The sequence below is a fragment of the Allobosea sp. 10L422 genome (genome assembly GCF_056395345.1).
Map to the genome: position 1 here is coordinate 1 of NZ_JBFTJI010000015.1, position 26,851 is coordinate 26,851.

General features: G+C 67.9%; 23 protein-coding genes, 1 tRNA gene and 2 pseudogenes. 8 read left to right on the forward strand and 18 right to left on the reverse strand.

Going from position 1 to position 26,851, the window contains the following annotated elements; all coding sequences use genetic code 11:
* The coding region (locus AC1DEZ_RS23365; protein ID WP_476780879.1) for a DNA translocase FtsK at nucleotides 1-187 on the forward strand (187 nt) is incomplete at its 5' end.
* 21 nt (nucleotides 188-208) lie between these two features.
* On the opposite strand, the gene AC1DEZ_RS23370 is transcribed toward AC1DEZ_RS23365, so the two are convergent.
* A complete protein-coding gene (locus tag AC1DEZ_RS23370; protein ID WP_476780915.1) occupies nucleotides 209-979 on the reverse strand; it encodes a DUF899 domain-containing protein in 771 nt (256 codons plus the stop codon).
* A gap of 109 nt (nucleotides 980-1,088) precedes the next feature.
* On the opposite strand from AC1DEZ_RS23370, the pseudogene AC1DEZ_RS23375 reads away from it, so the two are divergent.
* Both AC1DEZ_RS23375 and AC1DEZ_RS23380 read left to right on the forward strand, forming a co-directional pair.
* A pseudogene (locus AC1DEZ_RS23375) lies at nucleotides 1,089-2,309 on the forward strand (helix-turn-helix domain-containing protein).
* Nucleotides 2,310-2,343: 34 nt separating this feature from the next.
* Nucleotides 2,344-2,982 carry a Vgb family protein gene (locus tag AC1DEZ_RS23380; protein ID WP_476780880.1) on the forward strand — a complete coding sequence of 213 codons (639 nt, stop codon included), beginning with the start codon at nucleotides 2,344-2,346 and terminating at the stop codon, nucleotides 2,980-2,982.
* 7 nt (nucleotides 2,983-2,989) lie between these two features.
* Here AC1DEZ_RS23380 and AC1DEZ_RS23385 read toward each other — a convergent pair whose 3' ends face one another.
* The gene (locus tag AC1DEZ_RS23385) at nucleotides 2,990-4,153 is read right to left on the reverse strand and encodes an amidohydrolase (RefSeq protein WP_476780881.1); all 1,164 of its coding nucleotides are present in this window, start codon (nucleotides 4,151-4,153) and stop codon (nucleotides 2,990-2,992) included.
* 100 nt (nucleotides 4,154-4,253) lie between these two features.
* Nucleotides 4,254-5,147, reverse strand: a complete 894-nt coding sequence (locus AC1DEZ_RS23390) for a LysR substrate-binding domain-containing protein (RefSeq protein WP_476780882.1) — start codon at nucleotides 5,145-5,147, stop codon at nucleotides 4,254-4,256.
* A 128-nt stretch (nucleotides 5,148-5,275) separates the two neighbouring features.
* Between AC1DEZ_RS23390 and AC1DEZ_RS23395 the strand changes: the two genes are divergently transcribed.
* On the forward strand, nucleotides 5,276-5,980 hold the full coding sequence (locus tag AC1DEZ_RS23395; RefSeq protein WP_476780883.1) for an SDR family oxidoreductase: 705 nt from the start codon (nucleotides 5,276-5,278) through the stop codon (nucleotides 5,978-5,980).
* Between the two features lie 39 nt (nucleotides 5,981-6,019).
* Here AC1DEZ_RS23395 and AC1DEZ_RS23400 read toward each other — a convergent pair whose 3' ends face one another.
* The 9 genes from AC1DEZ_RS23400 to AC1DEZ_RS23440 form a co-directional block, all read right to left on the reverse strand.
* Nucleotides 6,020-7,048, reverse strand: coding sequence for a diguanylate cyclase (locus AC1DEZ_RS23400; protein WP_476780884.1), 1,029 nt, complete (start codon nucleotides 7,046-7,048; stop codon nucleotides 6,020-6,022).
* Between the two features lie 10 nt (nucleotides 7,049-7,058).
* Nucleotides 7,059-8,081 (reverse strand): chemotaxis-specific protein-glutamate methyltransferase CheB, encoded by a 1,023-nt coding sequence (cheB, locus tag AC1DEZ_RS23405; RefSeq protein ID WP_476780885.1) that lies wholly within the window; start codon nucleotides 8,079-8,081, stop codon nucleotides 7,059-7,061.
* Nucleotides 8,082-8,103: 22 nt separating this feature from the next.
* Complete coding sequence (locus AC1DEZ_RS23410; RefSeq protein ID WP_476780886.1) at nucleotides 8,104-10,368, reverse strand: hybrid sensor histidine kinase/response regulator; 2,265 nt, start codon at nucleotides 10,366-10,368, stop codon at nucleotides 8,104-8,106.
* Nucleotides 10,365-11,066 (reverse strand): chemotaxis protein CheW, encoded by a 702-nt coding sequence (locus tag AC1DEZ_RS23415; protein ID WP_441513572.1) that lies wholly within the window; start codon nucleotides 11,064-11,066, stop codon nucleotides 10,365-10,367. The genes AC1DEZ_RS23410 and AC1DEZ_RS23415 overlap by 4 nt, the downstream gene beginning before the upstream one ends.
* Nucleotides 11,066-12,340 carry a CheR family methyltransferase gene (locus AC1DEZ_RS23420; RefSeq protein ID WP_441513573.1) on the reverse strand — a complete coding sequence of 425 codons (1,275 nt, stop codon included), beginning with the start codon at nucleotides 12,338-12,340 and terminating at the stop codon, nucleotides 11,066-11,068. The genes AC1DEZ_RS23415 and AC1DEZ_RS23420 overlap by 1 nt, the downstream gene beginning before the upstream one ends.
* Nucleotides 12,340-12,804, reverse strand: coding sequence for a chemotaxis protein CheW (locus AC1DEZ_RS23425; protein WP_441513574.1), 465 nt, complete (start codon nucleotides 12,802-12,804; stop codon nucleotides 12,340-12,342). Before AC1DEZ_RS23425 ends, AC1DEZ_RS23420 begins: the two co-directional genes overlap by 1 nt.
* A 24-nt stretch (nucleotides 12,805-12,828) precedes the next feature.
* A complete protein-coding gene (locus AC1DEZ_RS23430; RefSeq protein ID WP_441513575.1) occupies nucleotides 12,829-14,466 on the reverse strand; it encodes a methyl-accepting chemotaxis protein in 1,638 nt (545 codons plus the stop codon).
* Between the two features lie 154 nt (nucleotides 14,467-14,620).
* On the reverse strand, nucleotides 14,621-15,907 hold the full coding sequence (locus AC1DEZ_RS23435) for an NAD(P)/FAD-dependent oxidoreductase (RefSeq protein WP_441513576.1): 1,287 nt from the start codon (nucleotides 15,905-15,907) through the stop codon (nucleotides 14,621-14,623).
* Nucleotides 15,908-16,007: 100 nt separating this feature from the next.
* Entirely contained in the window at nucleotides 16,008-18,356 is a 2,349-nt protein-coding gene (locus AC1DEZ_RS23440; RefSeq protein WP_441513577.1) for a molybdopterin guanine dinucleotide-containing S/N-oxide reductase, read from the reverse strand.
* 141 nt (nucleotides 18,357-18,497) lie between these two features.
* Here AC1DEZ_RS23440 and AC1DEZ_RS23445 point away from each other — a divergent pair, with 141 nt between their 5' ends.
* Nucleotides 18,498-19,319 carry an enoyl-CoA hydratase/isomerase family protein gene (locus AC1DEZ_RS23445; RefSeq protein WP_441513578.1) on the forward strand — a complete coding sequence of 274 codons (822 nt, stop codon included), beginning with the start codon at nucleotides 18,498-18,500 and terminating at the stop codon, nucleotides 19,317-19,319.
* Here the strand turns inward: AC1DEZ_RS23445 and AC1DEZ_RS23450 are convergent.
* The gene (locus tag AC1DEZ_RS23450; protein ID WP_441513579.1) at nucleotides 19,283-19,762 is read right to left on the reverse strand and encodes a MarR family winged helix-turn-helix transcriptional regulator; all 480 of its coding nucleotides are present in this window, start codon (nucleotides 19,760-19,762) and stop codon (nucleotides 19,283-19,285) included. The two genes, AC1DEZ_RS23445 and AC1DEZ_RS23450, sit on opposite strands and share 37 nt — an antisense overlap.
* A gap of 117 nt (nucleotides 19,763-19,879) precedes the next feature.
* On the opposite strand from AC1DEZ_RS23450, the gene hmgA reads away from it, so the two are divergent.
* Nucleotides 19,880-21,238, forward strand: coding sequence for a homogentisate 1,2-dioxygenase (gene hmgA / locus AC1DEZ_RS23455; RefSeq protein WP_441513580.1), 1,359 nt, complete (start codon nucleotides 19,880-19,882; stop codon nucleotides 21,236-21,238).
* Nucleotides 21,239-21,278: 40 nt separating this feature from the next.
* Here the strand turns inward: hmgA and AC1DEZ_RS23460 are convergent, their stop codons facing one another.
* From AC1DEZ_RS23460 to AC1DEZ_RS23480, 5 genes and pseudogenes are all read right to left on the reverse strand, one after another.
* The gene (locus AC1DEZ_RS23460; RefSeq protein ID WP_441513581.1) at nucleotides 21,279-22,733 is read right to left on the reverse strand and encodes an FAD/NAD(P)-dependent oxidoreductase; all 1,455 of its coding nucleotides are present in this window, start codon (nucleotides 22,731-22,733) and stop codon (nucleotides 21,279-21,281) included.
* The gene (locus tag AC1DEZ_RS23465; protein ID WP_441513582.1) at nucleotides 22,730-23,050 is read right to left on the reverse strand and encodes a (2Fe-2S)-binding protein; all 321 of its coding nucleotides are present in this window, start codon (nucleotides 23,048-23,050) and stop codon (nucleotides 22,730-22,732) included. The genes AC1DEZ_RS23460 and AC1DEZ_RS23465 overlap by 4 nt, the downstream gene beginning before the upstream one ends.
* A complete protein-coding gene (locus tag AC1DEZ_RS23470; RefSeq protein WP_441513583.1) occupies nucleotides 23,031-24,158 on the reverse strand; it encodes an NAD(P)/FAD-dependent oxidoreductase in 1,128 nt (375 codons plus the stop codon). Before AC1DEZ_RS23470 ends, AC1DEZ_RS23465 begins: the two co-directional genes overlap by 20 nt.
* 4 nt (nucleotides 24,159-24,162) lie before the next feature.
* Nucleotides 24,163-24,484, reverse strand: a pseudogene (locus AC1DEZ_RS23475) (hypothetical protein); the annotation flags it as partial.
* Between the two features lie 254 nt (nucleotides 24,485-24,738).
* Nucleotides 24,739-24,825, reverse strand: a tRNA-Leu gene (locus AC1DEZ_RS23480).
* A gap of 277 nt (nucleotides 24,826-25,102) precedes the next feature.
* Between AC1DEZ_RS23480 and AC1DEZ_RS23485 the strand changes: the two genes are divergently transcribed.
* Together AC1DEZ_RS23485 and AC1DEZ_RS23490 are read left to right on the forward strand one after the other, a co-directional pair.
* Nucleotides 25,103-26,107, forward strand: coding sequence for a complex I NDUFA9 subunit family protein (locus tag AC1DEZ_RS23485; protein WP_476780887.1), 1,005 nt, complete (start codon nucleotides 25,103-25,105; stop codon nucleotides 26,105-26,107).
* A 22-nt stretch (nucleotides 26,108-26,129) separates the two neighbouring features.
* Nucleotides 26,130-26,810 (forward strand): HAD family hydrolase, encoded by a 681-nt coding sequence (locus AC1DEZ_RS23490; protein WP_441513585.1) that lies wholly within the window; start codon nucleotides 26,130-26,132, stop codon nucleotides 26,808-26,810.
* The last annotated feature ends 41 nt before the right edge of the window (nucleotides 26,811-26,851 follow it).

Here is a 26,851-nt window from a genome sequence, read left to right on the forward strand (position 1 = left end):
AGTCGTGCTGCGCGACAAGAAGGCCTCGACCTCCTACATCCAGCGCCGCCTCCAGATCGGCTACAACCGCGCCGCCTCGATCATGGAGCGCATGGAGAACGAGGGCATCGTCGGCCCCGCAAACCACGCCGGAAAACGCGAAATCCTCGGGGAGGGCGCCCGGCCGCCGCGCGACGACGAGGATTGATCGGACAGCGCCGATCCGCGCTTACGAAGCTGTTTCGTAGCGATCGTGGTGACGCCACCAGGGACCGTCTGCCTCGTTGCGCCCCTTCGGGGCGCGATCGAGCCAGGCATACATAGCCCAGATGCCGTCCACGCCGCGCGCATAGGCGGAGTAGCTGTGGTAGATCGCGCCGTTCTCGCGGATGAAGGCGCTCATGCCGGGGCGCTCGCGGTGATAGGTCGGGACATCGGTGCCGGCCATCTCCGCGAAGCTGCGCTCAACCGGATTGCCGCCGGAGCGCCATTCGAATTTCGGCTTGTGCCGGAAGTTGTAGTCGATCCCCGTGGTGCGCTCCTGCTCCTCCGTGAAGGAGACGTTGAAGTCGAAATTGAAGCCGCTGTCGCTCGATGAGGCCCAGGGGAAGCTCCAGCCCATCCGTTCGCGAAAGGCGAGGAGTTTTGCGAGCGGCGCCCGCGATACCGCCCACAGCATCACGTCGTGGTTGGCCAGATGCGCGGTACTGCCGTTGAACCCGTCGGCGATGGCCGAGCAGGACGGGCAGCCCGCCTGATAGTCCGGGCCGAACATGAAATGATAGACGAGGAGCTGCGAGCGTCCTCGGAAGAGATCGGCGAGCGATGCCTCGCCCTCCTCGGTGTCGAAGCGGTAGTCGCGGTCGATCCTGACCCAGGGCAGTGCTTGCCGTTGCTGCGCCAGTGCGTCGCCCTGCCGCGTGTAGTGCTTCTCGGCTTCGAGCAGTTCGAGCCGGGCCGCCAGCCATTCCTCGCGCGTTCCGATACGATGTGTCGTCATCATGCTTCCCTTCTGTCGCCGGATGTCCTGCGCCGCTCGCCGCGGCGCGCCGATTGGTGCTACTGCGGAGAGAACGCGGGAAGGGAGTGACAAGTTTGGCGGGATTCCGATGGACTCGCTGATCACCGCCGCCGGCCGGGCACTCGCCTCGGGCGATCCATTGGGCGCCCTGAACCGCGTTGCCTTGCGCGACGATCCGCCCGCGCTGGCCCTACGTGGCATCGCCATGGCGCAGCTCGGCGATTTTCCGCGCGCCAAGCTCCTGTTGCGCCGGGCTACACGCGGCTTCGGGGCGCGCGAGGTCGTCGCGCGGGCTCGCTGTGTCGTCGCCGAGGCCGAGATCGCCCTGGCGTAGCGTGACCTGATCTGGCCGCCCCGCAGGCTCTCGGCGGCGGCGGCGGTGCTGGAGGCCCATGGCGACCGGATCAATGCCGCGCATGCCCGTTATCTCGACATCCGTCGCCTCGTGCTGATCGGCCGGCTCGACGCGGCCGAACAGGCGCTCGCTGCGATGGACCCCGTGCCGCTGCCTTCGCCGCTCCAGGCCGTGCATGGGCTCGCGACCGCAGGCATCGCCTTGCGCAGATTGCGTGCGGGCGCAGCCCGGGAAGCTCTGGATGACGCGCGCGAAGCGGCCGGCAGAGGCGGCATCCCGGCGCTGCTGGCCGAGGTGGAGGCAGCATCCGCGGCCCTTGAGGCACCGGCGGCGCGGCTGATCGCGAACGGCAAAGAGTGCAATCTCCGCCTTCGCGACGTCGAAGCTTTGCACTCCTCGCCCGCCCTGATCGTCGATGCTTGCCGCTTCGCCGTGCGCGACAGGCAGGTTTCGGTCTCCCTCGCGACCCGTCCGGTGCTCTTTGCTCTGGCGCGGGCTCTTGCCGAAGTGTGGCCCTCCGATGCGTCGCGCGAAGTGCTGATTGCGCGGGCGTTCGGGGCGAAATTCACCGATGAATCGCACCGCGCCCGCCTGCGTGTCGAGATCGGGCGTTTGCGAGCGGCGTTGCGGCCGGTTGCGAGGCTGGCTGCCACGCGCGGCGGTTTCGCGATGGCGCCGCGCCATGCACCCGAGTTGGTCGTGCTGGCACGCCCTGTCGAGGAGAAGCACGCGGCGGTGCTCGCCTTTCTCGCCGATGGCGAGAGCTGGTCTAGTTCGGCGCTCGCTCTGGCCCTCAGTGCCAGCCAGCGCAATGTCCAGCGCGCGCTCGAGGAACTGGCTTCGGCCGGCAAGGTGCAGTCTTACGGGCAGGCGCGCGCGCGGCGCTGGACGATGCCGGCCATCCCCGGTTTCGCGACGAGCTTGTTACTCACGGCGCCTTGGCGCGGTGGCTAGGGTCGCACCGTCGCCATCCCCACGGAGCAGAACCATGACGGTATCCAAGGCAGAGATCATCCGCGAATACGGCCCATTTCCGGGCGTCGACAAGATCCATGGCGTGAGCTTCGACGGCGAGCGGGTCTGGTTCGCCTCAGGCGACCGGTTGAACGCGCTCGATCCCGCGAGCGGGAAGGTGGAGCGCGCCCTCGACGTGTCCGCCCATGCGGGCACGGCCTTTGACGGCAGCCATCTGTTCCAGATCGCCGAGGACCGCATCCAGAAGATCGACCCTCGTACAGGCGCCGTGCTGTCGACGATTCCCGCGCCCGGCGGCGGCGGCGATTCCGGGCTGGCCTGGGCCGAGGGAGCGCTCTGGGTCGGCGCGTACCGGGATCGCAAGATCCACCAGATCGATCCGGAGACCGGCAAGACGCTGCGCACCATCGAGTCCAACCGCTTCGTCACCGGTGTCACCTGGGTCGACGGTGAGCTCTGGCACGGAACCTGGGAAGGCGAGGAAAGCGAGCTGCGCCGGGTCGATCCCGCCACGGGCAAGGTGCTGGACAGCCTCGCCATGCCGGCGGGCGAGGGCGTCTCGGGCATCGAGTCGAACGGCGACGACCTCTTCTTCTGCGGCAGCACCTCGAAGAGTACGGTCCGGGCCGTCCGCCGGCCGAAGCGGAACTGAGACCTCCTCAGCCGGGGGAGAGCCTGCGGCGGGCGATGGCGGCGTGATAGCGTGCGCCGTGGATCAGCCCGCGATCGTCGAAATCGTAGCGGGGATTGTGGAGCGGCGCAGAATCCTCGCCGTTCCCGACATAGGCGAAGCAGCCCGGCACATGGTCGAGGAAGCGGGCGAAGTCCTCCGACCCTGTCATCGGCTCGCGCGCGACTGAGACGTCGCCATCGTCGAACACCGTGCGCGCCGCGGCGAATGCCTCCTGCACCATCGTCTCGTCGTTCACCAGCGGCACGAATTCGCGGGTGTAATGCAGCTCGGCGCTGAGATTGTAGCTCTGCGCCGTGCCCTGAGCGATGATCCCCATCTGCCGCTCGATCTCGGCGCTGACCTCGGGGCGGAAGCTGCGGGCGTCGCCGAGGATGCGCGCGGTCCCGGGCAGGACGTTCCGGGTGCCGTCGGTCAGGAGTTCCGTCACCGAGACCACGGCGATGTCCGCCGGGCTCAGCCGCCGCGAGACGATGGTCTGCAGGTTGGTGACGAGCGCGCAGGCCGCGACCAGAACCTCGTTGCCGGAATGCGGCCTTGCGGCGTGCCCGCCCACGCCCTTCAGCACGATCTCGAAATTGTCCTCCGCCGACATGAACGACCCGGTGCGGGTCTGGAACTGTCCGACGGCGAGGCCGGGCATGTTGTGCAGGCCATGGACCTCGTCGAAGGGAAAGCGTTCCATCAGGCCGTCGGCGAGCATGGCGAGCGCGCCCTTGCCCCATTCTTCTGCGGGCTGGAACAGGAAGCGCACCGTGCCATCGAAGCCGCCCTCGGCCGCGAGCAGCTTGGCTGCGCCGAGCAGCATCGCCGTGTGCCCGTCATGGCCGCAGGCATGCATCACGCCGGGCGTCTGCGAGCGGTAGGGATGATCGCCCTGTTCGGCGATGCGCAGCGCGTCCATGTCGGCGCGCAACGCGATCGCGCGGTTTCCCGTGCCGCGCTTCAGCGTGCCGACGACGCCGGTGCCGCCCACGCCCTCGGCCACCTCGTCGAACCCGAATTCGCGCAGCTTCGCGGCGACGAAGGCGGCYGTCCCCGCCTCCTCGAAGCCGAATTCGGGATGGGCATGCAGATGCCGCCGCCATGACGTCATCTCGGCCTGAAGCGTCTCAAGATCGAGTTCGGGCATGGTCGCGGCCTCGCAGGTCAGTCGGTTCCATCGTTAGGGCAGGCGGCGCGAAAGAGGCGCTCCAATCCGCCTCGCGGGATGCAAGTTTCTTGCGCTGCCGTCAGCCCATTCCGGCGGCCTCGGTCAGCCAGCCGCGTACGGCTGCGACCGGCTCCGGATGCCGGGGCCGGCGCGGCGACAGGATGTAGAAGCCGGCCTCGATCGGCAGCTCGGCACCGAAGAGAGGGACGAGCCGCCCGCGCGCGATATCGTCGTCGACGAGGAAGCGGCTCGTCAGCGCCAGTCCCTGGCCGGCAATGGCGGCATCCAGCGCAAGCGCCGTCTGGTTGAAGCGGATGTTCTGGGCGGACTTCGGTGCGGCGGCGGGGAAAACGGCCCCCAGAAACGCCGGCCAGAAATCATGGCCATCATGCAGCAAGGGATAGCGCGCGAAGGTGCCGGGATCTGCCGGATCGCCGAGCTTTTCCAACAGGAGCGGGCTGCCGACGGCGATGATCCTCTGCTCATAGAGCAGTTCGGCGCTGAGCCCCGCTCCGAAGGGCGGCCGCCCGAGCCGGACGGCGAGGTCGACCGCATCGGTTCGGAAATCGGAGAGGCGGTCGGTGGCGACGATGCGCAGGTCGATGCCGGGATGGGCGTCGGTGAAATCCGGCAGGCGCGGGATGAGCCAACGCGAGGCGAAGCTCGGCGTCACGCTGATGGTCAGGTGCAGCGGCGCGGGCCGGAGTTCCTCGGTTGCGTCCGAAATCAGCTCGAAGGCCCGCCGCACGGAGGCGACGTAGCTTCGCCCGGCCTCAGTGGGCGCCAGCGTCCGCGGCAGCCGTTCGAAGAGCTTGAGGCCGAGCTCCGTTTCGAGCTGGCGGATCTGCTGGGCGACGGCGCCTTGCGTGACCCCGAGCTCCTCGGCAGCGAGGCGAAAATTGAGATGGCGCGAGGCGACCTCGAAGACGCGCAGGCCGTTGAGCGAGGGCAGGCGATGGATGCGGCCGGTCATGCGATAGTTTTTCTACAGGCCGATGCGAGTGAAACTGGTTCGTCAGGCACGGAGCGGAGTGGTAGGAAATTCGCCGGCTCGTGGAATGCGCTGCCCGATAGTGCTGCGCAGCGACAGTGGAGACAAGCATGGCGACAGAAAAAGTGGCTCTCGTCACCGCAGGCGGCAGCGGCATGGGCGCCGCCGCGGCGAAGCGCCTGGCGGCGGACGGCTTCCGGGTCGCCATCCTGTCTTCGTCCGGCAAGGGCGAAGCGCTGGCGCAGGAACTTGGAGGGATCGGCGTTACCGGCTCCAACCAGTCGAACGACGATCTGCGCCGCCTCGTCGATCTCGCGATGGAGCGCTGGGGCCGCATCGACGCACTCGTCAACAGTGCCGGCCATGGGCCGCGCGCTCCGATCCTCGAGATCACCGACGAGGACTGGCATCGCGGGCTCGACGTCTATCTGATGAACGTCATCCGCCCGGTGCGGTTGGTGGCGCCGATCATGCAGGCGCAGAAGGCTGGCGCGATCGTCAACATCTCGACGGCCTGGGCCTTCGAGCCGAGCGCGATGTTCCCGACCTCGGCCGTGTTCCGGGCCGGGCTGGCATCCTTCACCAAGATCTTCGTCGACACCTACGCGGCCGACAATGTCCGCATGAACAACGTTCTGCCGGGCTGGATCGACAGCCTGCCTGCGACGGAGGAGCGGCGCCAGAGCGTGCCGATGAAACGCTACGGGACGAGCGCCGAGATCGCCGGGGCCATCGCCTTCCTGGTCTCGCCGGATGCGGGCTACATCACCGGCCAGAACCTGCGCGTCGACGGCGGCATCACCCGGTCGATCTGAGACAGGGCGATTGCAAACCCGGCACCAGGGCTGCGCCGGCTAGCCTCCCTCGGCCGGCGCCGCCTCAGAGAATACCGCGCGGTCGCGCCCGCCGTTCTTCGCCCGGAACAGTGCGAGATCGGCCGCATTGACGAGGCCGCCAGGGCCGGTCTCGGCGCTCGGCCAGGCTGTCGCCACGCCGACGCTGATCGTCACGCGCCCGGAGCCATGGGGAATGTTCAGGTCGCGCACGCCCTGGACCATGGCCTCCGCCACATGGGCCGCGCCCTCGGGCGGCACATCGGTCAGGATCACGACGAATTCCTCGCCGCCGAACCGGGCGGCGAGGTCGGTCGAGCGGCACGCACCGTTCTGGATCACGCCGGCCACCTGCTTCAGCACGTCGTCGCCTGCGAGATGGCCATAGGCATCGTTGTAGCGCTTGAAATGATCGACATCGATCATCAGCACGGAGAGCGGGTTGCCGGTCCGCACGCCCCGTTTCCACTCGGCTGCGAGATACTCGTCGAAGTAGCGGCGGTTGCCGAGCCCGGTCAGCCCGTCGATCCGTGTCAGTCGCTCAAGCTCGAGATTGGCGCGCATGAGCTCGCGCTGGCTCTCGCGCAGCGCCCGGTATGCCTCGTCGCGCTGGAGGTGATCGATATAGGCCCGGGTGTGGTAACGGATGCGCGCGATCAGCTCGATCTTGTCCGGGAGCTTCACCAGATAGTCGTTGGCGCCGGCCTGGAAGGCCTCGCTTTTGATCGCCGGGTCTTCCTTGGTCGACAGCACGATGACCGGCACGCTGTGGAGCGCAGGGTGCTTGCGATAGCGCCGCACCAGATCGAGCCCATCCACACCGGGCATCACCAGATCCTGCAGGATAACGGTCGGTTTGACGCGCTGGGCTACTTCGATCGCGTCCAGCGGGTCCGTGCAATAGTGGAAGTCCACGTCGCCCTGATGCGTCAGCGCCCGCCGGACCGCCTCGCAGACCATGACCTGATCGTCCACGAGCAGCACCATCGCCAGATAATTGTCGACGGGGAGGTGGGCATCGGGGGAGGAGGTGGTGGGTTCGCCTGCCATGGTAAGCCTTCTAGAGCGCCGGCTGGCCGCAGACCTCGGCGAGGCGCGGCGCGATTGCGGTCAGGGGCAGAATTTCGGTGGCGGCGCCGATGGCCGCAGCTGCCTTGGGCATGCCGTAGACGGCGCTGGTCGCCTGATCCTGCGCGATTGTCAAATGGTGCTTGTCGCGCAGCAGCTTCAATCCACGGGCGCCATCCCGCCCCATGCCGGTGAGCAGCACGCCGACCGCGCTTCCGCGCCATTGTTGTGCGACACTCTCGAAGAAGGCATCGACCGAGGGGCGATAGGCGTAGTCGCGCGGTTCCGCCCGGTAGCCGAGCTCATCGGCCGAGGTGAAGACGAGATGGTCCGCGCTGGCGGCGATCAGCACGTTGCCCGGTACGGGGCGGTCTCCTTGCAGGGCAGCGCGCACCGTGATCCCGCTTTGCTGTTCGAGCCAGCTCGCGAAGCCCGGGACGAACTGCGCGTCGAGGTGCTGGACGAGAACGATCGCTGCCGAGAAGCCCTGCGGCAGCCCGGCGAGCAGGGTAGCGACGGCCGCGGGGCCCCCGGCGGAGGCTCCGATGGCGACGAGCTGCTGCGTCGAAGCGCTGCGCGGCGCCGGCGGGCGCGATTTGCGCAGCGTTCGCGGCAGGTCGCTGGCGAGGCGGCCGACCGCCGACATGCGCGCCAGCAGCGCGCCGCCTTGAGTCGAAGCGATGCCATTCGCGCCGATGACGGGGATGTCGACGGCGTCGAGCGCGCCATAGCCCATGGCCTCGTAGACGCCCGAGACATTGGCATCCACGCTGGCCGTGACGAGCAGGATCGGGCAGGGGGTCTCGGCCATGATTTGCCGGGTGGCCTCGACGCCGTCCATGACCGGCATGTTCAGGTCCATCAGGATGAGATCGGGAAGGTCGCGCCGGGCGGCCGCCACGGCTTCCGACCCGTCCATGGCGATCCAGGCGACCTTGTGCTCCGCGGTCGACGTCACGATCCGTCGCAGGACTTCGACGGCCATGGGCAGATCGTTGACCAGGCCGACTCTCATGGGAGGTCCTTCATGCAGGCGCTCATGGCTCGCCGATGAGATCTTCGACGGCGTGGAGCAAAGTCTCGTCGTGGAAGCTGCTCTTGGTCAAATAGTAATCGGCGCCAGCGTCGAGGCCTCGGCGCCGATCCTCCTCGCGGTCCTTGTAGGAAACGATCATCACCGGGATGTTCCGCAGGCCGTTGTCTTTCTTGAGCAGGGTCACGAGCTCGATTCCGTCCATGCGGGGCATATCGATATCGGTCACGACGAGGTCGAACGCGCCTGAACGGACGGCATTCCACCCATCCATCCCGTCGACTGCGACCTCGACCTCGAAGCCGCGATAGGCGAGCAGCTTCCGTTCCAGCTCGCGCACGGTGAGCGAATCGTCGACGACCAGGATGCGCTTGCGCTGCCTCTGCGCGGTGCGTTCCGCCCGGTGCTCCAGCGGCTTCAGGCGACCGCTCGAAACCAGCTTCTCCATCGAGCGGATCAGATCCTCGACATCGAGAATCAGCACGGGGGAACCGTCCTCCATGAGGGCGGCGGCGCTGACGTCCTTGACCTTGGCCAGCCGTGGATCGAGCGGACGCACCACGAGTTCGTGCTCGCCGAGGAAACGATCGACAACCATGGCATAGATGTCGTTGCCCTGGCCGACGACCACGGCCGCAAGTTCGGCCCCGGCCGAGCTGGGCTCGCCGTGACCGAGAACCTCATGCGCGGTGACGAGCCCGACCTGCCGGCCGTCGAATTGGAAATGCGGCCTGCCTTCGAGCGAGGCGATCCGTTCCAGCGGCAGTCGCAGCGCCTGCGTGATCGCGGCAAGGGGGAGGGCGTAGGGCTCCCCAGCGATCTCGACGAGCAAGGCCCGGATGACGGACAGCGTAAGCGGCAGCTGTAGCTGAAAGCGGGTGCCATGGCCGAGCCGCGAGGTGATCTCGACCTGTCCACGCGTCTGGCGCACCATTGCCTGGACTGCGTCGAGGCCAACGCCACGCCCGGAGATGTCGCTGATCGTCGGCTTCATCGAGAAGCCGGGCAGGAAGAGAAACTCCAGCAGCTCCGCCTCGCTGAGGTGGTGGACCGTCTCAGTCGTGCTGAAGCCACGTTCGAGCGTCGCTTGCCGTAAAGCGTCGAGATCGATGCCGCGGCCGTCATCCGAGACGATGATCTGCAGGAGGCCGGCATGATGCCGTGCTTCGAGGCGGATGACGCCTTCGGCCGGCTTGCCGGCTGCGCGCCGTTCCTCTGGCGTTTCGAGCCCGTGATCGACCGCGTTGCGCAAGAGATGGCCGAGCGGGGCGTCGAGCTGCTCCAGGATATCGCGATCGATGCTCGTCGTGCCGCCGACGATGTCGAGGCGAACCGTCTTGCCGAGCGCCCGCCCGATGTCCCGGACCGTGCGGGAGAAGTGCCGGACGCCGTCGTCGAAGGGCCGCATGCGGCTTGCCAGCGTCTCGTCGTAGAGCCGGCTGGCAAGATCGGTGGCCTGCCGGTCGACCACGTCGAACTCGTCGAGTCGCTCGCTCAGGATCGCCTGGCTTTCCTGCAGCCTGATCTGCACGGCCTCCAGCGCCTGCAGCGCGTGCGGATCGGTCGTCGCGGCCGGCAGCGCGGTCTGGAGGGCGTCGACGCTCCGGGCGAGCTCGGCCTGCGCTCGCCGCAGCCGTAATAGCCCGTCGTTGAAAGGTCGCAGGCGCCGGGATGCCATCAACGACTCGCCGGCGAGGCCGAGCAGGCGATTGAGGCTCTCCGCCGTGACCCGGACCATGCGGCCGCCCTGCCCGTCGTCGGACAGGGGGGGCGAGCCGGTCTCGGCAGACGTCGACAGCGTGCTGCTTTCGGTGAGCGGGGCGGTATTCTGTTCGGGCGCCGGTCCGGCGCTCTCGGGGCCATCCGGTACGCCGCCGGCGGAAGCCTGCTGTAGCGCCGCTATGAAGCTGCCGATCCGCCGCTCCGCCTCGGCTGCATCGGGGCCCTCGTCGGAGGACAGGGTTGCCAGAAGATCGATGCCCTTGAGCAGGGTATCTATGTGGCCGTGGTTAAGCCGCAGCTTTCCGTGCTGCGCTGCGACCAGGCACTCCTCCATCTCATGGGCGATCCGTACAGCTGGAGTCAGGTCGATGATCCGCGCTGCGCCCTTGAGGGAATGCGCGGCCCGCATGCAGGCTTCCAGATGCGTGGCCGCCACCGGATCGCGCTCCAGTGCCAGAAGCCCGGTCGTCAGCGCCTGAGACTGCGTGGAGAGTTCGGCGCGGAACAGCTCGAGCAGGGAGAACTCGCTGAAATCCTCGCCGCTCATGCGATGCTCCGGTCGATCAGCCCGGCCAGCCTTCCGTCGTGGAGACAGCCCACTGCCCGCCCATTCCAGGCGATGACGCCAGCGACGGCGCTCGCGGCGGCCTTGCCGATCGTGGCGGGGGCCATGCCAAGGTCATTCCGGTCGAAGCTGTAGAGCCCGTGGACCTCGTCGACTTCGAAGGCCGAGCGCCTGCCTTCGGCGCCGACCACCACGAGACGGCGGAAGGCCGTGATCCGCTCGCTTGTCCGGGGCACCGCGTCGGCATCGATCCCAAGCAGTTCGGACAGGGCGACGCAGACGAGCAACTCGCCACGGACGTTGACGATGCCGCGAACGGCGCTGCTGCGGCGGTGGGGCAGCGAATGGATTGCGCGCGGTTCGGCGATCTCCTGGCAGGCGGTGGCTGGCAGGGCGAGCCATTCCGCTCCGATCCTGAAGATCAGGACGGTCTCGAGCGCGTCCCGTTTCGCGCCGTCGCCCGCCGGCTGAGCGAAGAAGCGGGTCCATTCCTCGCGGTAGCCCTGCGGCACCGCCCGATCGAGCAGCTGGCGGGCGATCTGCGCATGGGTCGGGCAGTTGCGGCAATGCAGATGCGCCTCGAGCTCGGGGCAGGACTGGTCGCCCCGGACGCCGATCTTTCGCCAGCATTCGTTGATGCCGCTCGCGGGCTCCGGCGTGATCTCGACTGCGACGGACATCAGGTTCCGCTCCTCTTCGTCAGCCGATCGAGCCGGTTGGCGAGCGCCCTGGCGCCCGTCTCGTCACCGCGGCGTTGCAGCAGCAGCTTGAGATGCGCCAGCGCCTGGCGGTGGTCCGGCGCAAGATAGAGCGCCTTGCGGTAATTGCCCGCGGCGGCCTCCTCGGCGTTGTCGGCATCCTGGGCGAGGCCGAGCAGGTAGAAGACCTGCGCCGATGGGCCGAATGCGGCGATGTGGCGCTCCGCCGCGATACGCGCTTCGGCCAGGCGCCCGGCATTGGCGGCATTCTCGATGGCGGCAAGTCCCGTAGCCTCGCCATCGGGCGGCACGGCCGAGGCCTGCGATGCGGTCCGCAGCGGAGCCGTGAAGGGCCGATGTTTCTGTGGCGGGGCAGCGCCGGAGAGGATGGAAACCGGCGGCTTGTGGCGCGCCTGCGGTGCCGGCGCGGGGCGCGCCATGGTTTCGATGCTCGGCGGGGTAGGGGCCTTCGTAAAGGCGAATGCGCGCGGCAGGCGCGCGCCCGTGAAGCCGTACAGGGAGGGCAGGCCGGACTCTCCCGGTCCGACGAGCAGCAACCCCTCCGGGGCCAAGGCCTGACGCAGCACCGCAAGGGCGACGGCCTGCGTCTCGCGATCGAAATAGATCAGGAGATTGCGGCAGAAGATGATGTCGTACGCGTCGCGCCCGGGCGCATGCGCCGGATCGAGGACGTTGCCGAGCGAAAACCGGACCTGCCGCCGCACGAGCTCATGCGGCCGAAATTCGCCGTCGAGCGCCTCGAAGTAAAGTGCCCGGAACGCGAGGTCGCTGCCCCGGAAGGAGTTGCGCCCATAAACGGCCCGCTCGGCCAGCAGGAGGTTGCGGCTGCTGACGTCGATGGCGTCGATCGCGAAATCCTTCGGCTCGAATCCGGCATCGAACAGCGCCATCGCCATGGAATAGGGCTCTTCGCCCGTCGAGCAGGGCAGGCTCAGCAGCCGGATCGGGCGCTCCGCGCGCCGCAACTCGCGTGCCTTGCGCGCCATCGCGGCGAAGGCCTCGCGATCGCGAAAGAACCAGGTCTCCGGCACGACGACGCAGTCGACCAGTTCCTGGCGCTCGCTCTCGTTCTCGGCGAAGTATCGCCGATAGGCCTCGAGGTCAGGCTGCCCGCAAGCCGTCATGCGCCGCGTCAGGGCGTGACGGATGACGGAGGGGCCGACTGTCTCGATGCTCAGCCCGATCATCTCCCGAAGGATACGCTCGAAGTCGCCGGTGGCCGCGCCCTTCTCCATCACGGCTCTGCCGTCATCTGCCGGAACAGGATGTCGCGGATCTCCGGTGGCAGCAGCGCTTCCGCCCTGATCCACTGAATGAGGCCCTCCTCGTCGGCCGCGACCGGTCCGAGATAGGCCGGCGTCCCGGCCTCGACGCCGGAGGCGGTGAAATCGGCGGGATCGCGCGCGACGGTCTCGATGGCCCGCTCGGCGATCAGCCCGAGGAGCCTGGGATCTCCCTGTTCCGTCGGATAGTGCAGCAGGATGATCCGGGTGCTCAGCACCGGCGCGGCCGGGCGGCCGAGCGCGAGCAGGGAGAGGTCGATCAGCGGCACGGGCGTGCCGCGATAGCTGATCGCGCCGGCGACACCGGCTGGAGCGGCCGGTAGCTGCTTCACGGACAGCAGCGGCAGCACGGTCTCGACCTGCGCGGTGTCGAGCACGTAGCGATCCGCCCCGAGCTGGAACATCAGGAACAGCATCTGTCGCTCCCGTTCGGGCCTCCGTCAGGCCCGGAGCTTGAAGCGCGAGATGCTGCTGCGCAGCCCGCTCGACACCTGGTTCAGCTCGTCGATCGCCAGGGTGGATTGCTGCAGGGATTCGACGGTCTGTTGCGCGGCTTCGCTGAGCTGCGCCAGCGCCTCGCTGATCTGGCCAGCGCCGGTCGCCTGCGCCTGCATGCCGTCGTTCGCGACCTCGAAGCGCGGCACCAACCCCTGCACCTGCTCGATGATCTCCGACAGTTGCCCGCCGACCTGCTGGACATCCTGCATGCCGCGCCGGACCTCCTCGGAGAACTTGTCCATGCCCATCACACCGGCGGCGACGGCCGACTGGATGTCCTTGACGATCTGCTCGATGTCGTAGGTCGAGACGGCAGTCTGGTCGGCGAGGCGGCGAATCTCGGTCGCCACGACGGCGAAGCCGCGCCCGTATTGCCCCGCCTTCTCCGCCTCGATCGCGGCGTTCAGCGACAGCAGGTTGGTCTGGTCGGCGACCTTGGTGATGGTGGTGACGACCTGATTGATGTTGCCGGCCTTCTCGCTGAGGATCGCGAGCTTGGCGTTGATCGCGCCGGCCGCCTCCATCACCTGATGCATCGTGGCCTCCATCCGCGCGAGGCCCGCCTGGCCGCCGCCGGCGAGCGTCGCGGTCTGCTCGGCCACGGCGGAGACCTCGTCCATCGTCCGCACGAGCTCGTTCGAGGTCGCGGAAATCTCCTTGGACGTCGCGCCGATCTCCGTCGTGGTCGCGGCGATCTCGCTCGCCGTTGCCTGTTGCTCCTTCGATGTCGCGGCGACTTCCGTGATCGAGGTGTTGACCTGGATGCTCGACTTCTGGATCTGCCCGATCAGCCCGGCCAGGTCGTCGGCCATGGCGTTGACGCCATCCGCCAGCGTGCTGAATTCGTCGCGCCGCGCGAGGGCGAGCCTCTCGCTGAAATCGCCGCGCCGCATCACCTCGACAATGCCCAGCAGCTTGCCGAGCGGCACGGTGATCGCCCGGAACAGCAGATAGCCGCAGAGGATCGCGAGGCCGAGCGCGACGACGAAAGCGATGATCAGCCCGAACTCGGCGGCGCGGACGATGCGGACGATGTTGCGGGTCGAGTCGTCGGCCTCGGTCTTGTTGAACTCCATCATGGTCCGGAGGGCGCTGCCGAGCCGGGTCGCGAGCGGTTCGATCTGGTCCTTCACGATGGCGCTCTGATCGATCGCCTGCCCATTGGTGGCCGCGAGCTTCGAGGACGCGAGCATCGCGTCCTCGATCGGGACATATTGCTCGAACAGCCGCTGCGCCTCGGCGTAGTTCTTGCGATCCTCCTCGGAGTCGATGGTGGGTTGATACGCCTTCAGCAGGGAGCGCATCGTCTCCCTGCTCGCGAGGATGGCATCGCTTGCGCGGGTCCTTTCCGCCGCCGTGTCCGAAAGCTGGAATTCGCGGATGAGGCCGCGGGCTCCGGTCCAGGCCGTGGTCAGCTGCGCGCTGTAGTAGAGGCCGGGCACCGTATTGGTTTCGACGGTCAGCGCCTCGCGCTCGGTCTGCAGGAACCAGACATAGCAGAGCGCCGCGATGGCAGACATCACTGCCATCACGGCGGCGAAGCTGAGCAGGATACGGCGGCGTATCGTCAGGCTCTTCATGGTTCAATCTCTCATCGACGCGCAGTGGGCCCCGATCGCGGTCGAGCAGACGCGCGGACGGAACGCCCCGAATCATCGTTAGCGTGGAGTTATTTCCCGACTGTTGAAGAGCACCGCTACGATTCGAAGAACCGCCCTGGCGCCGATCCGGCCGTTACTGCCGGCGTTCCCGCAGGAAATCGGCTGCCTGGTAGCGCCAATAGGTCAGCTGGACCGCGGCGGTGCCGAACGGCCCGCCGTTCCAGGCGAGGCCGAATGGGGCAAACAGCTTGAACCGATCGCTCGCGCCTCGGATCGCCTCCGCGATGACGGCGCCGCCAACCGCCGTCGTGTTCATGCCGTGGCCGCCGAAGGCGGTGCAGTACCAGACACCCGGGCGATACTGACCGATCTGCGGCATCAGATGACGCGCATAGGACATCAGGCCCGACCAGGCGAGCTCGACCTTGAGTTCCGAGAGCTGCGGATAGGTTGTGACCATCTCGCGGCGCAGGAGCGCGGCGACATCGCGCGGCTCGGTCGTGCGCGTCGTGATGCGGCCGCCCCAGAGGATGCGGGAGCCGCCTTCGACCAATCGGTAGTAATCACCGGCGCGCCGGTCGTCGCCAACGCCTGCGCTGGTCCGGATGGCCTCGCGGATCAACTCCGGCGCCGTCTCGGTCAGCAGCACATAGGTCGCGATCGGCAGAAAGGCGCGCTTCAACGGCGCGAACAGGCCGCCGGTATAGCCGCCCGTGGTGAACAGCAGTTGCTCTGCCTCGATTGTGGCCTGCGCCGTGCGCAGATGCTTCACCGGTCCCTCCAGCTCGCAGGAGAGGACCGGCGAGCCTTCATGGATCACGCCGCCGCTCCGCACGAGCTCGCGAGCAAGGCCGTGCGCATAGTTCAGCGGATGGAAGTGGAAGGCGTCGTCGTCTGCCAGCGCGGCGTGGTATTTCGGCGAGCGCAGCAGCCCGCGCGTTTCCTCCCGCCCGAGATAGCGCAGTTTGCGCCCGAAGCGCTTTTCCTGCGCGTCCCGCTCCTGTTGCAGCGCCGCGCCGCCATCATGGCGCACGACCCGCATGATGCCGGGCGAGGGCGCGGCGTCGGCGATGCCGAGGCTTTCGATATTGCGCCGGACGATGCCGACGCCTTCGAGGGTCAGGCGATAGAGTTCTTCGGCCTGCTGACGCCCTGCCTGGCGCTCGATGGCCGAGAGCGAGGTCGCATAGCCAGCGCTGACGAAGCCGCCATTGCGCCCCGAGGCGCCCCAGGCGACACGCTGCGCTTCCAGCAGCACGACCGACCGTCCGGCGCGGGCCAGTTCGAGCGCGGCGGTGAGCCCTGCCAGCCCGCCGCCGACGATGCAGATCTCCGCTTTGATCTGCCCCTCGGCAGGCGGGTAGCCGTCGGCCGAAGCGAGTGTGCGGCGGTAGTAGGTATCGATATAGGTCGGGGACATCGGGGCTCGCGGCAGGCGGAAGACGATTTCGGTGGAGCGCTGTCGCGCGACCCGCTAACACCTTTCGGCACAACGGATCCGCGCTTCAAGCCGCGATGGCCTATTCCGCCGCTTCGGCGGCCGATCCGCCCGGCGGATCATAGGCCTGGATCGGCGGCAGATTGCCGTCGAAGCGCTCGACCTGCACCGTCGTCAACTGCCCGGTGCAGCCCTGCGCCAGCGCCGAGGTGCCGATATCGCGGGTCAGGACGTTCGGATTGCCGTGGACGCAGAGCGGCTTGTCCTCGGTCGGGTCGGCCGGATCGTACCAGGCGCCGGTCGGCAGCTGGACGACGCCCTTGCGAATGCCGTCGGTGAGGATGACGCCGGCAAGGCAGGCGCCGCGCTCATTCGAGATGCGGATGATGTCGCCATCGACGATGCCGCGTGTGGCAGCATCTTCCGGATGCATGCGCGCGACCTCGCGGCCGCGAAGCTTGCCCTCGCCGCTATGACCGCCGAAATCGAATTGGCTGTGTAGCCGGGTCCGCGGCTGGTTGGCGACGAGGACGTAAGGGGCAGCCGCATCGGGGATGTTCGTCGCGCCGAGCCAGGCCGGGTGCCCGAGGCAGTCCGTTTCGCCGAAGCTTGCAATGGTCTCGGAGAAGACCTCCAGCTTGCCGCTTGGGGTCCGCAGTGGCGAGCCCGCCGGATCCTGCCTGAAGGCGCGCAGATTGCCGCCATCGTCGGGTTGCTGCGGCAGCTCATAGCCTTCGCTCGCCCAGAACTCGGCGAAGCTCGGCGCCGGCAGTCCCTTCTCCGCGAGGCCAATGCGCGTGGGCTCGTAGAGATGCTCCAGCCATTGCCGCACGCTGCGGCCTTCGGTGAAGGCCTCGGCCGTGCCCAACCGCTCGGCCAGTCCGGCGAAGATGGCGTAGTCGTCGCGCGCCTCGCCATAGGGCGCGACGACCGGATGCATCGGCACCAGCAGCGGGTCGTTGGAATTGCCGCCGATATCCTCGCGCTCGAGCGTCATCGTGCAGGGCAACACGATGTCGGCATGGCGCGCCGTCGCCGTCCAGGCGAGTTCGTGGACGACGAGAGTATCGAGCCGGGCGAAGGCCTGCCGCAACCGGTTCAGGTCCTGATGATGATGGAACGGATTGCCTCCGGCCCAGTAGACCAGCTTGATCTCGGGGTAGGTCCGGGTTTGGCCGTTATAGCGATAGGTCGAGCCCGGATTGAGCAGCATGTCGGAAATGCGCGCGACCGGGATGAAATCGCTGACCGGGTTCTTCCCTTGCGAGAATGTCGGCATCGGCACGGCATTGTAGCGCCGCCCGTAATAGGCGATGGCGCCGAGCCCATAGCCATAGCCGCCGCCGGGGAGGCCGATCTGCCCGAGCGCCGCCGCGAGCACCATGCCCATCCAGACCGGCTGCTCGCCATGTGTCGCGCGCTGCAGGGCATGGGCCACGACGATCAGCGCGCGCTTGCCGTGCAGGCGCTTGGCCAGCGCCACGATCTCCTCGGCCGGCATGCCGGTGATGGGAGCGGCCCAGGCCGCATCCTTGGGCTGACCGTCGCTCTCGCCGGTGAGATAGCGCTCGAAGACCGGCCATCCGGCCGTGTAGCGCTCCAGGAAGGCGCGGTCGTGCAGTCCGTTGACGACGAGCGCGTGGACGAGCGCCAGCATCAGCGCGGTGTCACTGCCGGGGATGTTCGCAACCCACTCGGCGCCGGCCTCCGTCGGCAGGTCGCCGCGCAGCGGGCTGACCAGCACGAATTCGCAGCCGCGTTCCTGGGCGCGCTCCATCGCGCCGCGCTCGACATGGCGGCTGATGCTGCCGCCGGCCACCATGCTGTTCTTGAGCGCCATGCCGCCGAAGGCGAGCACGATCTCGCTGTGCTCGGCGATCTGCTCCCAGGAGACGTTACGTTTCACCAGATCCTCGTAGTCGCCGATGATGTGCGGCACGAGGACGGAGGAAGCGCCCGAAGAGTAGCTGTTGACCGACTTCACATAGCCGCCGGTCGAGGTGTTGAGGAAGCGGTGGATCTGGCTCTGGGCATGATGAAAGCGCCCCGCGCTCGCCCAGCCATAGGAGCCGCCGAAGATCGCGCCGGGGCCGTGGTCGTCCCGCACGCGGCGCAGTTCCCCCGCGAGTTTGTCGAGCACCGCCGACCAGGACATCGGCACGTACTCGTCACGCCCGCGGCGGTCGTCGGGACCCGGCCCATTCTCCAGCCAGCCGCGTCGCACCATCGGCCGGGCGATGCGGGCGCGGTGGCGCAGCGCCCCCGGAAAGTTCTGGATGATGTCGTTCGGGTCGGGGTCGCCCGGATGCGGCCGAACCTCGAGCTGTCCGTCCTTCATCCGCGCCGAAAACACGCCCCAATGCGAGGTATGCGGACGAAAGGCTTCGTTGTCGGTCAAAGCCTCGGGTGCCTGGCCGGCGGGGCTGGTCATCGCCGCGATCCTCGGATTGTTAGCTGGGAACGACGATCCGTCTTCGGTCGTGCCAGAACGGAGCGCAAGAAAAATCCGCCATCGAGCGATGCGCTGGGAGCAGACCCCTTCTGCTGGTCTTCATGAGCCCGGAGCGGCAGAGTGGCGGCGCATCATCTGAAAGGCGTCGGGACAATGGAGAATTCCTCGGGCGACGTGGTCGTCATCGAAAGACACGGCACCGTGCTGACGGTGACGATGAACCGGCCGAAGGTGCTGAATGTGCTCGACGAGACGCTGGCGGATGCGCTGATCGCGGCATTTGAGCCGGTCGCCGCGGATTCGGACATCCGAGCGGTGGTTCTCGCCGGCGCCGGCCGCTCCTTCATGGCGGGCGGGGATCTCTCCCGCTTCCATGCCGATCTTGCTGGGGCGCCTGCAACCGCGGGCCTGCTCATCGATCGCTTTCATGCCCTGATGCGTCTGATCAAAGCCCTGCCGCAGCCCGTTGTCGCCGCAGTGCAGGGGCCTGTCGCTGGCGGCGGCGTCGGTCTCGCGCTCGCTTGCGACATGGTCGTCGCGGCTCAGGGCGCGAGCTTTCTGTCGGCCTACACCAAACTGGGAACCAACCCGGATGGCGGCACGACATGGTCGCTCGCGCGGCTGCTCGGCCCGCGCCGCGCGCTCGAATTCGTGCTGTTCAACGAGCCGATCGATGCCGACACCGCGTTGCGCCTCGGCCTCGTCAACCGGGTGGTGCCGGATGGCGAGCTGGCGGGCGCGGCGCAGGCGCTGGCCGGGCGCCTGAGCCAGTGCAGCGTCGGCGCCAACAGGGCGAGCAAGGCCCTCATTCAGGCCGCGATGGAAGGCTCCTTCGACGCGCAGCTCGATCTGGAGAAGCGGGCCTTCATGGCCAATGCGGCTACGGCTGATTTCAGGGAAGGGATTCAGGCCTTCTTCGACAAGCGTCCGCCACGGTTCTGACGGGGCGCATCCGGGGCCCACAAGCGCGCCTCCAGCCGATCCAGTCCTCGTAGCAGCCGGGTGGCGTCCGGGCCGAGCGCCGCCAGGATCTCTTGTTCGAAGGCGAGTGCGCGCGGCACGATCTCGCCATAGGCGCGCAGCCCCGCCGCCGTCAGCATCAGGCTCTCCTCGCGTCGGTCGGCCTCGTTTTCGCGGCGGGAGAGCCAGCGGCGCTCCTCGAGCGCGCGCACTGCCCGGCTGACCTTGGTCTTGTGCATGGCGGAATGGGCGCCGACGGCCTTCGCGGTCACCGCGCCGAACTGGCCGAGCGTGGCCAGGACGCGCCATTCCGGCACCGTCAGATCGTGATGCGGCCCATAGACAGCGCGGAATTTCAGCGAGAGCGCGCTGCTGAGCCGGTTGAAGCGATAGGGCAGGAAGCGTTCAAGCGCGAGCGTCGTCATGCCTTGTTGGTTACAAAATCAACCGTTACGAAAGCAACTTATTTGACGCGCGGGTACCGGCGAACACACCGGCCCTTGTCCCTGCCGCGCCGCGAGCCACCATCGGGAGGTCGCACCATGAACGTTCAGGATCCCGCTCGGCCGCCCGCAGGCGTGCGCAAGGTCGAGAGCGCCATCCGGGCGGGCTACATGTCCGGCTTCGGCAACGGCTTCGAGACCGAGGCGCTGCCGGGCGCACTGCCGCTCGGCCGCAACTCGCCCCAGCGCTGCGCCTATGGCCTTTATGCAGAGCAGCTCTCGGGCTCGCCCTTCACTGCGCCGCGCACCACCAATGAGCGCTCCTGGCTCTACCGCATCCGGCCGACGGTGGCGCATTGGAACCAGTTCCGAAAGGCCGATATCGGGCTGTGGCGCACCGCGCCGGCCCGCGAGGTCGATCTGCCGCTCGCCCCGCTGCGCTGGAGCCCGCTGCCGATACCGTCGCAGCCGCTATCCTTCATCGAGGGCATGCACAGCATGACCACGGCCGGCGATGCCGGCAGCCAGGGCGGCATGGGGGCGCATGTCTATCTGGTCACGCGGTCGATGGTGGATGAGTATTTCTACAATGCCGATGGCGAGATGCTGTTCGTGCCGCAGCAGGGGAGTTTAAGACTCTGGACCGAATTCGGCATCATCGACATCGAGCCGGGCGAGATCGCGGTGATCCCGCGTGGCGTGAAGATCCGCGTCGAGCTGCCCGGCGAGCCGGCACGCGGCTACATTTGCGAGAACTATGGCGGCGCCTTCTCCTTGCCGGAGAGGGGACCGATCGGCGCCAACTGCCTCGCCAACCCCCGCGACTTCCTGACGCCGGTCGCCGCCTATGAGGATCGCGACGCGCTTTCCAAGATGTTCGTGAAGTGGGGCGGCAATCTCTGGGTTGCCGACATCGACCATTCACCGCTCGACGTCGTCGCCTGGCACGGCAACTACGCGCCCTACAAATACGACCTGCGCAAATATTCTCCGGTCGGGCCGGTGCTCTATGACCATGCCGACCCGTCGATCTTCACGGTGCTGACCTCGCCCTCCGAGACGCCCGGCACCGCCAATATCGACTTCGTCATCTTCTCCGACCGGTGGCTGGTGGCGGAAAATACCTTCCGCCCGCCCTGGTACCACATGAACGTGATGAGCGAGTTCATGGGGCTGGTCTATGGAGTCTACGACGCCAAGACCGGCGGCGGCTTCATGCCCGGCGGCGTCTCGCTGCACAATATGATGCTGCCGCACGGCCCGGATGTGGACGCCTTCGAGCGGGCGAGCAATGTCGAATTGAAGCCGCACAAGCTGGAGGGAACGCTCGCCTTCATGTTCGAGACGCGGTTTCCGCAGCAGGTCACCGCCTTCGCCGCTGGTTCCAATGCCTTTCAGAAGGACTATGGAGGGTACGGACACAAGCTTGCGAAGCACTTCGATCCGGACCGGCCATAGCGGGCTGGCGCGTGGCGCGCGCCGGCATGCCGGGCAGATCTCATCGCGCGACCGCCTTCACCGCAGCCTCGGTCTGCGGCAGCGCCGCCAGCTCCGCCAACGTCACCGGCTTGACCGGCGGGCGCAGGCGGTAATAGCCGACCTCGGCCGGCGTTGTTCCGCGCGTCCGGGCGATCAGCTCGACGACCGTGGGCCCGCAGAGCCGGCCCTGACACGGCCCCATGCCGCAGCGCAGGAACGCCTTCATCTGATTGGGGCCGGTGACGCCGAGGCGCGCCGCCGCATCGCGCACCTGTCCTGCGGTGACCTCTTCGCAGCGGCAGATGATGGTCTCGTCCTGCGGCGGCGCCAGAAACTGCGGTGCCGGCTTGTAGAGCAGGTCAAGGAAACGGCGGCCATGCAGCAGGCGCGCGAGTGCGGTGCGGATCGGCGTCGCCTGCCGGTCGCGCTCGGCCTCGCTCAGCTTGCCCAGCCGCGACGCTGCGCCCAAGGCCGCGATCTCGCCGCGCAGGGCCGCGCTCTCCGCCCCGCCGATGCCGGCTCCGTCGCCCGCGATGGCGATGCCCGGTACGCTGGAGGCGAACCAGGCATCGACGCGAGGCACCCAGGCATGCTGCTCTTCGTCGAAGTCATGGGCGCAGCCGGCCGCGTTGGAGAGGTTGACGCTTGGGATCACGCCCTGATGCAGCAGCAGCGTGTCACAGGCGATCGCGCCCTGTCGTCCGCCTTGCTCGAACTCGACTTGCCGTAGCTTGCCTTCGCCTTTCGCCGAAAGGCCGGTCACATCGCGCACGAATCGCAGCTTCCGCCGCGTCGCAGCCATCAGCTTGAGCCCCTTGGCCAGATAGGGCGAGCGCAGGAAGTCCGGCAGCGCGGCGAGCGCCTTCGGCCAGTTGGTGCGCGAGGTCGTGTCGAGCACGGCGACGATCTCGCAGCCGGCCGCCGAAAGCTGGCTCGCCAGCAGATAGAGCAGGGGGCCGCAGCCGGCGATGACGGTGCGTCCTGCCGGCACGATGCCGGCGCCCTTCAGGGCGATCTGCGCGGCGCCGGCGGTCATCACGCCGGGCAGCGTCCACCCCGGAATCGGGAAGGGGCGTTCCAGCGCGCCGGTGGCGAGGATGACCTGCCGGGCGCCGATCATGCGGGCCTTGCCGTCGAGCGAGAGGCCGAGCTCGAACGAGTCGGGTGCCGTTTCGTCCGGGCCGAGCGACCAGACGGTGCAGCGTGCCGCATAGGTGGCCTGCGAGCGCTCACAACGCTCGATGATCTCGGCGCCGCGCCAATAGTCCGCGCCGAGGACCGTGCGGTCCTTGACCGGCGTCGTGGTGACGGCGCGGTAGATCTGGCCGCCGGGCGCCGGATTTTCGTCGGCGAGCAGGACGGTGAGGCCGAGCCCCGCGGCGCGCGCCGCGGCGGAGAGGCCGGCCGGGCCGGCGCCGACCACCACGACATCATAGCTCTCGGCGAGTCGTTCGATGGTTTCGGCCGGAGTCATTGGCCGACCTCCGCGAGATGGCGGCGGCCATGCTGGGTCTCGATCCGCATGCCCTCAGTCAGCGTTACCAGGCAGCCCTGCCGGTTGCCGATGCCGTCGATGACGACGAGGCAGTCGAAGCACACGCCCATCAGGCAATAGGGCGCGCGCGGCGTGTCGGAGACCGGGGTCTCGCGGCATGCGACGATGCCGTTGGCGAGCAGAGCGGCGGCGACGGTGTCGCCGGAGCGGCCGGTAAGCGGCGTGCCGTCGAAGGTGAAGCTGAGTCTCGCGGCGCCGATCGCCCCCTCTCTCGCCTCAGCTATGGGCCGGAACATGGAACCTCCGCGCGGTAAAGGACGCCACCGCCTCCGGCAGCGCGCCGGAGAGGATCGCGGGGGCGAGGGTCGAGACGTGATTGGCGGCCAGCGTCACGCCGGAATGGCAGGTGACGACGAAGGCGCCGGGGCACGTTTCGGACTGGTCGTAGATCGGGAAGCCGTCGGGGCTCATCACCCGCAGGGCCGACCATGTCCGCACGACGTTGAGGCCGGCGAGTCGCGGAAACATCCTGACCGCGCGCTCGGCCATCGCCGACAGGACCGGCTGGCCGACCACAGTGTCGAAGCCGCGATCCTCGTGGCTGTCGCCGATCATGACGCCGCCCTCGTCGGTCTGGCGCACCGTGACCATGGGGTTGCTCAGGAAGGGCTCGGTCTTCTCGGTGACGATGATCTGGCCCTTGCTCGGCTTCACCGGCGCGTCGAGCCCGACCATCGGGGCGAGCCGCGCATTGCCGAGCCCGGCGCAGAGGACGATCCTGCCGGCGCGCATCTCTCCCCACGGCCCCGAAATCGCGAAGCCGCCTTCCTTCGGCAGGATACGCTCGACCGGGCTGTTAGGGCGATAGTCGACGCCGCACCGGACCGTCGCCTCGCGCAACGCCCGGAACAGCTTCAGCGAATTCACATGGCCGTCGAGCGGGGAGTAGATCGAGCCGACGACACCCTTGCCGATGGCGGGCAGGCGTCGCCTCGTTTCGGCATGGTCGAGCACCTCATAGGGGAAATCGGTCAGCGGCCGGCTGTTGTGGAGACGCCGCATCGCGTCGATGCGCTTGTCGAGTTCGGCCTCGGAGAGGCAGAGCATGAAGCCGCCGGGCTGGCTGTGCGCGACATCGATACCGGCCTCCTGGCGCAGGATGCCGGCAAGCTCGTGCCAGCTATCGGCCGAGCGGCGCGACCAGAGCGCATAGTCCGGCATGCCGAAGCCTTTGGACTGTACCCAGACCAGCGCGAAATTACCGCGCGAGGCCCGGAAGGCCGTATCGCCCTCGTCGAGGATGGCGACACGGGCGCCGCGGCGGGCGAGCCCGAGCGCGATGGCGCCGCCGACCACCCCGCCGCCGATCACGGCAACATCGGGTTCTGTGGATTTGCTGGGCACGGGATCAGCCTCTTCCGGTTCCGACGAACAGCTGGTCGAGGCCGAACAGCCTGTCCAGCGCGATCAGAGGAGCCGCGGTCAGGGCGATCAGGCAGGCGCAGACGGCTGCGATGAGCGGGTCGATATTGTCCTGGATATAGAGGAGCATCCGAACGGGCAGGATCACGATGACATGGCTCAGCACAAGCCCGAGGAATGTTCCGGAGAGGCCAATCTGCGTGAAGAAGTGCAGGAAGGCGATGCCGAGCACGACATGCAGCACCATCGATGGAGACATGAACAGCACCGTCATGGCGTCGCGGCCGGGGGAAGCGGTAGCGCGCGATGTCTGGGTCACCTCGGTGCGGCAAGCCAAGCCGACCTTGCTCATGAAGGGAGCATGCGCAGCTTGCGTTCCACCGCCCCGGTCATCCGGTCTGACGGGATGGGCTGGGCGACGTAGGCGATGGAAAAGGAATTCTGCCTAATGGGGACGCCGAAGCGCAACGAAATCAACGCTCGCCATTGTTCACGACAACGGCGAGGCATAGCCCCATAATGTCAGCTAAGGCGCTGACAAACCACCACTCTGGTAGATGAGTGGTGCCCAGGAGAGGACTCGAACCTCCACGCCCTTGCAGGCGCCAGCACCTGAAGCTGGTGCGTCTACCAATTCCGCCACCTGGGCAACGGCGGTTCGTTTACGGGGGGCGAGTCGTCCTGTCAACGGGCCCGCATCAACGAAATGCATTCGGCCGTCCGCAGCCTGTGGAAAGAGTTCCGGCCCGGAATATCGGAGTGGACGGAAAGCCGCGCGGAAAGGGGAAGGAATGCCCGAATAGCCGAGCCGTCCTCGGGCGAAAGGCCGCATGCTCAGGCCAGGTGCGCATTCGGCGCAAAAGAGATTTCCACTTTCGCGGAACATGATCTAGGAGGGCAGAAGCATTCTAAACGGAGCTCCCGCGATGGCCCTTCAAGCCCCGGCTCAGCAACTCGTCACGGTTTTCGGTGGTTCCGGATTCGTCGGCCGCCATGTCGTGCGGGCGCTCGTCAAGCGCGGCTATCGGGTGCGCGTCGCGGTGCGCCGCCCGGATCTCGCAGGCTTCCTGCAGCCGATCGGCACTGTCGGCCAGATCCATGCCGTGCAGGCCAATCTGCGTTATCCCGCCTCGGTCGCCGCCGCCGTGAAGGGGGCCGACGCCGTCATCAATCTCGTCGGCATCATGCAGGAGCAGGGGCGCCAGAGCTTTTCTGCCGTGCAGGCGAATGGCGCGCGCGCCATAGCCCAGGCCTGCGCCGCCGCCGGCATCACCCGGCTCGTCCATGTCTCGGCGCTCGGTGCCACCGCCGAATCGGCATCGGCCTATGCCCGCACCAAGGCCGAGGGCGAGGCCGCAGTGTTCGCCTCCGTACCGGGCGCGGTCGTGCTGCGGCCTTCGGTGATGTTCGGGCCGGAGGACACCTTCTTCAACCGCTTCGCCTCGATGGCGCGGATGCTGCCGGTGCTGCCGTTGGTCGGCGGCGGGAAGACGAAGTTTCAGCCTGCCTTCGTCGGCGATGTCGCCGTGGTGGCCGCGCGTGCGGTCGACGGCACGGTGCAGGGCGGGCGCGTCTACGAGCTCGGCGGCCCGGAGGTCATGAGCCTGCGCCAGATCCTCGAAGAGGTCTGCCGCGTGACCGGCCGCAAGCGCCTGCTGGCGCCGCTGCCTTTCCCGCTGGCGCGGATCATGGGCAGCGTGCTGCAGGTAGTGGACACGCTGACGCTCGGGCTGATTCCCGACGAACTGGTCCTGACCCGCGATCAGGTGACGCTGCTCCAAAGCGACAATGTCGTTTCCGCGGCTGCGGCCGAGGAAGGTCGGGACTTCGCCGGGATCGGCGTTGCGCCGACCTCCGTCGAGGCGATCATCTCCTCCTATCTCTGGCGCTTCCGCAAAACCGGCCAATTCGATACCGCCCGGGCGAACTGAGCGCCAACGCCGGGAGGCGAGGATGCCGTTCGAACTCGTCATCTACGATTGCGACGGCACGCTGATCGACAGCGAGACGCTCTACAGCGAGGTCAGCCTCGTGCTTTGCCACGAGATCGGCCTGACGCAGTGGACGATCGAGGATTACAACGCGCATCTCGTCGGGATTCCGCTTGCCGACGGCTTCAAGGTGATCGAAGCGGCGCTCGGCCGCCGGCTGCCACCTGATTTCGAGCGCAGAATCGAGGACGGCGTGGCTGCCCGGCTCGAATGCGAGCTGCGGGCGCTGCCGGGAGTACGGGAGGCGTTGCCGTTGCTCGCCGGACGCCGCTGCGTCGCATCCTCGACGAGCCTCGAGCCGCTCAGGCGCAATCTCGGCCTGGCCGGCCTCCTCGACCTGTTCGATCCGCATGTCTTCTCGGCCTCGCAGGTCGCGCGTGGCAAGCCGGCGCCCGACGTCTTCCTCTTCGCCGCCGGGCAGATGGTTGTTGAGCCGGCAAATTGCCTTGTCCTGGAGGATTCCGTGCCGGGCGTGCAGGCCGCCCGGGCGGCGGGCATGCCGGTGGTGGGCTTCACCGGAACGGCCCATGACAAGCCGCGCATGCGCGAACGCCTGCTGGCGGCAGGGGCCGCCGGCGTGATCGACACCTATCGGGACTGGCCGGGCGAGGCGGCGCGGGTCGCGGAACTCCACGCCGCCTGAGGACTTGCCTCGCAGGCTACCGGACGTCTGAGCCCTCATCG

Coding starts and splice junctions, on each gene's coding strand:
- AC1DEZ_RS23370 (WP_476780915.1), bottom strand. CDS start 979: ATGACGACACATCGTATCGGAACGCGCGAGGAATGGCTGGCGGCCCGG.
- AC1DEZ_RS23380 (WP_476780880.1), top strand. CDS start 2,344: ATGACGGTATCCAAGGCAGAGATCATCCGCGAATACGGCCCATTTCCG.
- AC1DEZ_RS23390 (WP_476780882.1), bottom strand. CDS start 5,147: ATGACCGGCCGCATCCATCGCCTGCCCTCGCTCAACGGCCTGCGCGTC.
- AC1DEZ_RS23395 (WP_476780883.1), top strand. CDS start 5,276: ATGGCGACAGAAAAAGTGGCTCTCGTCACCGCAGGCGGCAGCGGCATG.
- AC1DEZ_RS23400 (WP_476780884.1), bottom strand. CDS start 7,048: ATGGCAGGCGAACCCACCACCTCCTCCCCCGATGCCCACCTCCCCGTC.
- cheB (WP_476780885.1), bottom strand. CDS start 8,081: ATGAGAGTCGGCCTGGTCAACGATCTGCCCATGGCCGTCGAAGTCCTG.
- AC1DEZ_RS23410 (WP_476780886.1), bottom strand. CDS start 10,368: ATGAGCGGCGAGGATTTCAGCGAGTTCTCCCTGCTCGAGCTGTTCCGC.
- AC1DEZ_RS23415 (WP_441513572.1), bottom strand. CDS start 11,066: ATGTCCGTCGCAGTCGAGATCACGCCGGAGCCCGCGAGCGGCATCAAC.
- AC1DEZ_RS23420 (WP_441513573.1), bottom strand. CDS start 12,340: ATGGAGAAGGGCGCGGCCACCGGCGACTTCGAGCGTATCCTTCGGGAG.
- AC1DEZ_RS23425 (WP_441513574.1), bottom strand. CDS start 12,804: ATGCTGTTCCTGATGTTCCAGCTCGGGGCGGATCGCTACGTGCTCGAC.
- AC1DEZ_RS23430 (WP_441513575.1), bottom strand. CDS start 14,466: ATGAAGAGCCTGACGATACGCCGCCGTATCCTGCTCAGCTTCGCCGCC.
- AC1DEZ_RS23435 (WP_441513576.1), bottom strand. CDS start 15,907: ATGTCCCCGACCTATATCGATACCTACTACCGCCGCACACTCGCTTCG.
- AC1DEZ_RS23440 (WP_441513577.1), bottom strand. CDS start 18,356: ATGACCAGCCCCGCCGGCCAGGCACCCGAGGCTTTGACCGACAACGAA.
- AC1DEZ_RS23450 (WP_441513579.1), bottom strand. CDS start 19,762: ATGACGACGCTCGCGCTTGAACGCTTCCTGCCCTATCGCTTCAACCGG.
- hmgA (WP_441513580.1), top strand. CDS start 19,880: ATGAACGTTCAGGATCCCGCTCGGCCGCCCGCAGGCGTGCGCAAGGTC.
- AC1DEZ_RS23460 (WP_441513581.1), bottom strand. CDS start 22,733: ATGACTCCGGCCGAAACCATCGAACGACTCGCCGAGAGCTATGATGTC.
- AC1DEZ_RS23465 (WP_441513582.1), bottom strand. CDS start 23,050: ATGTTCCGGCCCATAGCTGAGGCGAGAGAGGGGGCGATCGGCGCCGCG.
- AC1DEZ_RS23485 (WP_476780887.1), top strand. CDS start 25,103: ATGGCCCTTCAAGCCCCGGCTCAGCAACTCGTCACGGTTTTCGGTGGT.
- AC1DEZ_RS23490 (WP_441513585.1), top strand. CDS start 26,130: ATGCCGTTCGAACTCGTCATCTACGATTGCGACGGCACGCTGATCGAC.